The sequence below is a fragment of the Pseudomonas sp. PS01299 genome, from assembly GCF_029960145.1.
Taxonomy (GTDB): domain Bacteria; phylum Pseudomonadota; class Gammaproteobacteria; order Pseudomonadales; family Pseudomonadaceae; genus Aquipseudomonas; species Aquipseudomonas putida_A.
Genome location: NZ_JASCPO010000264.1, coordinates 1 through 7,169, shown reverse-complemented (window position 1 = coordinate 7,169; position 7,169 = coordinate 1). Strand labels below are relative to the sequence as shown.

Below are 7,169 nucleotides of genomic sequence, written 5' to 3'. Positions count from 1 at the left end.
GATTTATCCCCGATGGGCTGCGAAGCGGCCCCAAAGCTGGGACTGCTGCGCAGGCCATCGGGGATAAATCCCCTCACCACAACAGGCTATCTCCCACAGGGTGTTGCAGTTTCGCGGTCAGCGTACGCTGCTGCTGAAGCTGCTCGCGCCAACCAGTTCCAGCACGATGTCGTCACCGACATTCAGCGGGCCGACGCCCACTGGCGTGCCGGTGAGGATCACGTCGCCGGCCTGCAGCGAGAAGCAGCCGGCCATGTGCTGGATCATCGGCACGATCGGGTTGAGCATCGCACTGCTGTTGCCGTCCTGGCGTACTTCACCGTTGATGGTCAGGCGGATGCCGATGTCGGTCAGGTCGGCGAAGGTGCTGCCGACCACGAACGGGGCAATCACCGCCGCGCCGTCGAACGACTTGGCGATTTCCCATGGCAGGCCCTTGGACTTGAGCTCGGCCTGCTTGTCACGCAGGGTCAGGTCCAGCGCCGGGGCGAACCCGGAGATCGCGTCGAGCACTTCTTCACGGCTCGGCTTAGTCGACAGCGGCTTGCCGATCAACACGGCGATTTCCGCTTCGTAGTGCACCGAACCGCGCTCGGTCGGAATGCTGAAACCGCCTTCCAGTGGCACCACGCAACTGCCTGGCTTGATGAACAGCAACGGCTCGGTAGGCACCGGGTTGTCCAGTTCCTTGGCGTGTTCGGCGTAATTACGGCCAATGCACACCACTTTCCCGATCGGGAAGTGAATGCGCGTGCCGTCGACGTACTGGTGCTGATAGCTCATTTACCGACTCCTGCCTTCATTGATTCATCAGGGATTGCCAATCAAACCGCGAAGATCTTGCCCGGGTTCATGATGCCGTTCGGGTCGAACACCGCTTTGACCGCTTTCATGTACTCGATTTCGACCGGAGAACGGCTGTAGGTCAAGTAGTCGCGCTTGGTCATGCCCACGCCGTGCTCGGCGGAAATCGAACCGTTGTACTTCTCGACGGTTTCGAACACCCACTTGTTGACGGTCGCGCACTTGGCGAAGAACTCGTCCTTGCTCAGATTATCCGGCTTGAGAATGTTCAGGTGCAGGTTGCCGTCGCCAATGTGGCCGAACCAGACGATTTCGAAGTCCGGGTAGTATTCGCCGACGATCGCGTCGATTTCCTGCAGGAATGCCGGGACTTTCGACACGGTGACCGAGATGTCGTTCTTGTACGGCGTCCAGTGCGAGATGGTCTCGGAGATGTACTCGCGCAGCTTCCACAGGTTCTGCAGCTGGGTTTCGCTCTGGCTCATCACACCGTCCAGCACCCAGCCCTGCTCAACGCAATGCTCGAAGGTTTCCAGCGCTGTGTTGGCCACTTCTTCGCTGGTCGCCTCGAATTCCAGCAGCGCGTAGAACGGACACTCGGTCTCGAACGGTGCCGGTACGTCGCCACGCCCCAGCACTTTGGCCAATGCCTTGTCGGAGAAGAATTCGAACGCGGTCAGATCAAGCTTGCCCTGGAAGGCGTGGAGCACCGGCATGATCGAGTCGAAGTCGGCGGTGCCGAGGACCATGGCGGTCAGGTTTTTCGGTGCGCGATCCAGACGCATGGTCGCTTCGACCACAAAGCCGAGGGTGCCTTCGGCGCCGATGAACAACTGGCGCAGGTCGTAACCGGTAGCGTTCTTGATCAGGTCCTTGTTCAGCTCCAGCACATCGCCCTTGCCGGTAACCACTTTCAGGCCGGCGACCCAGTTACGGGACATGCCGTAGCGAATCACCTTGATCCCGCCGGCATTGGTGCCGATATTGCCGCCAATCTGACTGGAACCGGCCGAAGCGAAGTCCACCGGGTAGTACAGGCCGTTTTCTTCGGCGACGTTCTGCAGGTGCTCGGTGACCACGCCCGGCTGACACACGGCGGTGCGGTCGGTGAGGTTCACGTCGAGAATCTGGTTCATGTAGTCGAACGACACCACCACTTCGCCATTCGCGGCCACGGCGGCAGCGGACAGCCCGGTGCGCCCGCCCGACGGCACCAGCGCCACTTTATGGGTATTGGCCCAACGGACAATGGCCTGCACTTGTTCGATGGTCTTGGGAAACACGATGGCGCTTGGCGCGGGCGCGAAGTGCTTGGTCCAATCCTTGCCGTACGCATTCAGGGAGTCGGCGTCGGTCAGGACCTTGCCAGGCTCGACCAGGGTCTTCAGTTCATCAATCAGGGCAGGATTGGTCATCGACAGAACTCTCGAACAATTCATGGTCATCCTGAAGACGCTTCACGTCGCAGGAATGAGTGTTTAGCGGGGTGGCTATGCTAGCATACCGACCCCGCAGGCCAGTGCCCAAGGCCAGTTCTGCGGTGACGGCTTTCTTGTCGTCCAGGTCAATGTCTGTTGACCATTTCCTGCCATTTTTCTCCGGGATACAGGTTTACGCAGATGAGCAAGACTTCTCTCGATAAGAGCAAGATCAAGTTCCTTCTTCTCGAAGGCGTCCACCAATCGGCTGTCGACGTCCTCAAGGCGGCGGGCTACACCAGCATCGAATACCTGACAGGCTCCTTGCCGGAAGCCGAGCTCAAGGAAAAGATCGCTGATGCTCACTTCATCGGCATTCGTTCGCGCACCCAACTGACCGAAGAGATCTTCGATCACGCGAAGAAGCTGGTCGCGGTCGGCTGTTTCTGCATCGGCACCAACCAGGTTGACCTGAGTGCTGCCCGCGAGCGCGGCATCGCCGTGTTCAACGCGCCGTACTCCAACACCCGCTCCGTCGCGGAACTGGTGCTGGCCGAAGCGATCCTGCTGCTGCGCGGCATCCCTGAGAAAAACGCTTCCTGCCACCGTGGCGGCTGGATCAAATCCGCAGCCAACTCCTTCGAGATCCGTGGCAAGAAACTCGGCATCGTCGGCTATGGCTCGATCGGTACTCAGCTGTCGGTTCTGGCGGAAGGCTTAGGGATGCAGGTGTTCTTCTACGACACCGTGACCAAGCTGCCGCTGGGCAACGCCACTCAGGTCGGCAACCTGCACGAGCTGCTGGGCATGTCCGACATCGTCACCCTGCACGTTCCGGAAACCGCGGCGACCCAGTGGATGATCGGCGAGAAGGAAATCCGCGCCATCAAGAAGGGCGGCATCCTGATCAACGCCGCGCGCGGCACCGTGGTCGAGCTGGACGCCCTGGCGGACGCGATCAAGGACAAGCACCTGATCGGCGCGGCCATCGACGTGTTCCCGGTGGAGCCACGCTCCAACGACGAAGAGTTCGAAAGCCCGCTGCGTGGCCTGGACAACGTGATCCTGACCCCGCACATCGGCGGCTCGACTGCCGAAGCGCAAGCCAACATCGGTCTGGAAGTGGCGGAAAAACTGGTCAAGTACAGCGACAACGGTACTTCGGTGTCGTCGGTGAACTTCCCGGAAGTGGCCCTGCCGGCCCACCCTGGCAAGCACCGCCTGCTGCACATCCACGAGAACATCCCGGGTGTGATGAGCGAGATCAACAAGGTCTTCGCCGAAAACGGTATCAACATCTCCGGTCAGTTCCTGCAGACCAACGAGAAAGTCGGTTACGTGGTGATCGACGTCGACGCCGAGTACTCGGAGCTGGCGCAAGAGAAGCTGCAACACGTCAACGGTACTATCCGTAGCCGCGTGTTGTTCTGATCCGACGCTGAGCGACAAAAAAAGGGAGCCTTCGGGCTCCCTTTTTCATGCGTGCGAAAACGTCATTCGACGTTGACGGTGATCTTTTTCGACACGATCGGCGGATCGAACGCCATGTGGCCGCTGTCGCCCAGCTCCAGTTGCAAGGTGTGCTTGCCCGGGGCCAGTTTGATTGTGGCCTCGGTTTGCGCCTTGCCGAAGTGCATATGGTTGGCGTCGGTCGGCACGACGGAACCGGCCGGAACGATTTCCTTGGCATCGATCAGCAGGTGGTGGTGACCGGTGTTCTTGGTGACGTCACCGGCGGGTGCCAGCGCAACGTCCTTGACCCCGAACTTGACCTTGAACTCCTGAGAAACCGTGGCCCCGTCTTCGGGAGAAACGATGAACACTTCGGCGCCCTTGGGTGCCGGGGTCGCTGCACTGGCCAGCACTGAAACACCCATCAACAGGCCAGCCAAGGCTGCTCGTGACATAAACGTTTTCATTCTCTTCTCCAGTTTTTCCGTAAAATCCGCGCGGTCATGACAACTTCATGACCATTCGTTGTCGAAGGCACTCGACAACCATAGCAAAGCGAGCCTGACTCAGAGCATCGCAATAATGACTTCAAAGGAGTGACCATGCGCTTTCTGCCTGGCCTGATCTGCCTGCTACCCCTTCTGAGCCCTCTGGCTCACGCCGAACTGATTGATGACGTCAACGACCGTGGCGAGTTGCGCATTGCCCTTGAGGCTAATACACCGCCCTTCAATTTCAAGGATGGCGACACACTCACGGGGTTCGAGGTCGAGCTTGGGCAACTGCTGGCCAACGAGCTGGATGTGCGCGCCGACTTCATCGTCACCGACGAAGCCGACCTGCTCCAGGGCGTTGAAAGCGGCAAGTACGACGTTGCGCTCAACCACATAGCACTGACACCTGAACTCAAGGATCGTTTCGACGTCAGCGAGCCTTACGGCAAGGTCGATTCGCAGCTGCTGGCGAAGAAGGATGAGCAGCCTCGACCGATGGTGCTGGTACAGGCGCTGACCGAGGAGAAGCCGAAGGCGGCGGTGCCGGTGGAGTTGGCGATTCCGTTTCAGAAGGGTAATCCGGCGTTTCAGGCGAGCCTTGCGGGTGCGTTGCAGCGGATCAAGGCGGATGGGCGGTTGGCGGCGTTGTCCGAGAAGTGGTTTAAACCTTAAAAGCCCCTCACCCTAGCCCTCTCCCGGAGGGAGAGGGGACTGAATGGGGAATGTTGCAGAAATACGCCGACCTGAAATGGATGTATCGATCCGAAATCGACTGGCCATTGCTTTGCCGAATCCACAATCGCCAAGGTCTTTCAGGTCGATGGACAGCGCCAGACACCTCGGTCGGCCCCCTCTCCCCTTGGGAGAGGGCTGGGGTGAGGGCAACAATTGCGGATCAGTCCAAAGCAGCCAGGGCCAGTGAGGCTTGTGGCAGTTCGAGTTCACTGAAGACTTCAACCCCATGGCGTTTAAGCAGCGCCGCCGTAACGCCTTCTCCCGAGACCTTCACCCCACTGAACGTCCCGTCATAGGTCAGCAAGTTTCCGCAGGAAGGACTGTTGGCCTTGAGCACCGCAACGCGGATGTCATGCTTTTGCACCAGCGCCAGCGCTTGCCGCGCACCATCGAGAAACTGCGCGCTGACGTCCTCGCCTTCGGTGGTGATCACCGCCGCCGTGCCATCGAGCACTTCGGCGCCCTGCCCGCCGGGGATTTCCGCCGCAGCACGCGGGGTTGGCAAACCGCCAGCCACTTCGGGACACAGCGGCACCACACGGCCCTCGGCGATCCACTGTTCGAGCAGATCGAACGGCCCGCTGGCCCCGCCGTCGTAACGCACGCGGTGGCCCAACAGGCAGCGGCTGACCAGAATCTTCTGCATATCAGAACGGCTCGTTGCCACGGCGACGGAACCAGCCGGTCAGCGACAGGCGTTCGCGGTGCGCCGGCAGCACTTCATGCGGCACCTCGCCGGAGAGGAACACCACCAGACAGCCGCCGGTGGGTTGCACGTCGTGGACGCGCTCATCGTCCAGGTACATGCGCAGCTGACCGCCGTCTTCCGGCAACCACGCGTCATTGAGGTAGACCACCACCGAAACCATGCGCCGGTCATCGTCGCGAAAACGGTCAACGTGCTTACGGTAAAACGCGCCCGGCGGATACAGGGCGAAGTGGCACTCGAAATCCTCGAGCCCGAGGAACAGCCCGCGATTGAGCGCCTCGCGCAGGCTTTCCATCAGGTTCAGATAACGGTCGCTGGCCTCGGCCTGGCCCGGGTCGATCCACTGGATGTGGTCGCCACGAATACCCTCGCGAATCTCTGAAAACGGCCCACGGCCTACCGCTGCCGGCGCCAGTTCACCCTCGGCCTCACGTTTGCGGCACTCGGCCGCCAGCTCGCGGGTCAAACCTGCGGGCAGGAAAATGTTCTGCTGCGACCAGCCGTGTTCGGCCAGGTCGTCGACGATGCGTAACAGCAGCGGGTGTTCAGAGGATATTTGCATGGCGCGCATAGTATGCCGGCGGCAGGAAATCCGACAGAGCCACGCAGCGGCTTGCTACGAATTCTCGACAAGTCCCGGCACCGCACGGAGAATAGTCCGCTGCTGACAGGAGTCCCTATGCGCCGTTTGCTTTTTTCACTGTTGATGTTCTGCGTTTTGCCCGCCTGGGCGGACGGCCACGATCAGCTGTACAAGATCGCCGGCTGGCCAGATCAACGTGCGCATTTCAATGATGCCCTGAGTGCCGCGCAGCAGCGCTACCAGAACAACCTGCCGCCGGCGGTGTTTCAAGCCCTGGTCAACAACAGCAACCAGCGCTTCGCTCCCCAGGCCATGGATCAGCGTGCCGAAGCGCAACTGCGCCAGCACCTTGCCGATCCACAACCGGCACTGACCTTCTTTCAATCGCCGCTGGGCAAGAAAATCGTCGCCGCTGAATTGCTCGCCACCCGTCGCGATCAACTGGCGAAGAACGCCAAGGGCCTGCCGAAGATGCAGGCCAGCGACAGCCGCCTGCTGATCATCGGCCATCTGGCCCAGGCCCTGCCCGCCCGCGAGGCCGGCGCGGAAGTCAGCCTGGCGATTGCCGGGGTGGCGGCGGACAGTTTGAGCTCGATGATCCCCGGCTTGCTCGGCGGCGGTCAGGCGCAAGGCATGTTGAACGGCCAGCGCCAGCGCCTGATGGAGCAGATCGGCGCCGATTTGAACAACACGCTGCTCTACGTTTATCGCGATCTGTCGGATGACGAACTGGAGCAGTTCGCGACCTTCGCCGAGTCCAGCGAGGGCAAGGCGTATTACCAGGCGGCGCTGGCGGCGATTCGGGCGGGGTTGGCGGTGGGGCAAAGCTCCTCGAACCTTGGTCAGTGATCTTTATTGCCTGACCGGCCGCCTTCGCGAGCAAGCCCGCTCCCACAGGTGATCGCGGTTTCATGTGGGAGCGGGCTTGCTCGCGAAGAGGCCCTTACAAACACTATAAATTTCTGCCCCTGATC

The 7,169-nt window shown here is 60.7% G+C and carries 8 protein-coding genes; 3 read left to right on the top strand and 5 right to left on the bottom strand.

Annotated features, from left to right (window positions below; translation table 11 throughout):
* Positions 1–117: 117 nt before the first annotated feature.
* Complete coding sequence (locus QMX91_RS27205; RefSeq protein WP_095137584.1) at positions 118–783, bottom strand: fumarylacetoacetate hydrolase family protein; 666 nt, start codon at positions 781–783, stop codon at positions 118–120.
* Positions 784–824: 41 nt separating this feature from the next.
* Entirely contained in the window at positions 825–2,219 is a 1,395-nt protein-coding gene (locus tag QMX91_RS27200; protein WP_282413651.1) for an FAD-binding oxidoreductase, read from the bottom strand.
* 204 nt (positions 2,220–2,423) lie between these two features.
* Between QMX91_RS27200 and serA the strand changes: the two genes are divergently transcribed.
* Positions 2,424–3,653 carry a phosphoglycerate dehydrogenase gene (gene serA / locus QMX91_RS27195; RefSeq protein ID WP_003229219.1) on the top strand — a complete coding sequence of 410 codons (1,230 nt, stop codon included), beginning with the start codon at positions 2,424–2,426 and terminating at the stop codon, positions 3,651–3,653.
* A gap of 62 nt (positions 3,654–3,715) precedes the next feature.
* Here the strand turns inward: serA and QMX91_RS27190 are convergent, their stop codons facing one another.
* The gene (locus QMX91_RS27190; RefSeq protein WP_027610528.1) at positions 3,716–4,141 is read right to left on the bottom strand and encodes a DUF4399 domain-containing protein; all 426 of its coding nucleotides are present in this window, start codon (positions 4,139–4,141) and stop codon (positions 3,716–3,718) included.
* 135 nt (positions 4,142–4,276) lie between these two features.
* Between QMX91_RS27190 and QMX91_RS27185 the strand changes: the two genes are divergently transcribed.
* A complete protein-coding gene (locus QMX91_RS27185; RefSeq protein ID WP_282413650.1) occupies positions 4,277–4,840 on the top strand; it encodes a transporter substrate-binding domain-containing protein in 564 nt (187 codons plus the stop codon).
* A gap of 223 nt (positions 4,841–5,063) precedes the next feature.
* On the opposite strand, the gene QMX91_RS27180 is transcribed toward QMX91_RS27185, so the two are convergent.
* Complete coding sequence (locus QMX91_RS27180) at positions 5,064–5,549, bottom strand: DUF523 domain-containing protein (protein WP_282413649.1); 486 nt, start codon at positions 5,547–5,549, stop codon at positions 5,064–5,066.
* 1 nt (position 5,550) lies between these two features.
* Positions 5,551–6,183: a 2OG-Fe(II) oxygenase gene (locus QMX91_RS27175; protein ID WP_210556392.1), complete on the bottom strand. Its 633-nt coding sequence runs from the start codon at positions 6,181–6,183 to the stop codon at positions 5,551–5,553.
* 108 nt (positions 6,184–6,291) lie between these two features.
* Between QMX91_RS27175 and QMX91_RS27170 the strand changes: the two genes are divergently transcribed.
* Positions 6,292–7,044: a DUF2059 domain-containing protein gene (locus QMX91_RS27170; RefSeq protein ID WP_097088904.1), complete on the top strand. Its 753-nt coding sequence runs from the start codon at positions 6,292–6,294 to the stop codon at positions 7,042–7,044.
* Positions 7,045–7,169: the final 125 nt, after the last annotated feature.

What these genes read in the sequence shown, in the direction of transcription:
- QMX91_RS27205 (WP_095137584.1), bottom strand. Translation starts at nt 783, where the DNA reads ATGAGCTATCAGCACCAGTACGTCGACGGCACGCGCATTCACTTCCCG.
- QMX91_RS27200 (WP_282413651.1), bottom strand. Translation starts at nt 2,219, where the DNA reads ATGACCAATCCTGCCCTGATTGATGAACTGAAGACCCTGGTCGAGCCT.
- serA (WP_003229219.1), top strand. Translation starts at nt 2,424, where the DNA reads ATGAGCAAGACTTCTCTCGATAAGAGCAAGATCAAGTTCCTTCTTCTC.
- QMX91_RS27190 (WP_027610528.1), bottom strand. Translation starts at nt 4,141, where the DNA reads ATGAAAACGTTTATGTCACGAGCAGCCTTGGCTGGCCTGTTGATGGGT.
- QMX91_RS27185 (WP_282413650.1), top strand. Translation starts at nt 4,277, where the DNA reads ATGCGCTTTCTGCCTGGCCTGATCTGCCTGCTACCCCTTCTGAGCCCT.
- QMX91_RS27180 (WP_282413649.1), bottom strand. Translation starts at nt 5,549, where the DNA reads ATGCAGAAGATTCTGGTCAGCCGCTGCCTGTTGGGCCACCGCGTGCGT.
- QMX91_RS27175 (WP_210556392.1), bottom strand. Translation starts at nt 6,183, where the DNA reads ATGCGCGCCATGCAAATATCCTCTGAACACCCGCTGCTGTTACGCATC.
- QMX91_RS27170 (WP_097088904.1), top strand. Translation starts at nt 6,292, where the DNA reads ATGCGCCGTTTGCTTTTTTCACTGTTGATGTTCTGCGTTTTGCCCGCC.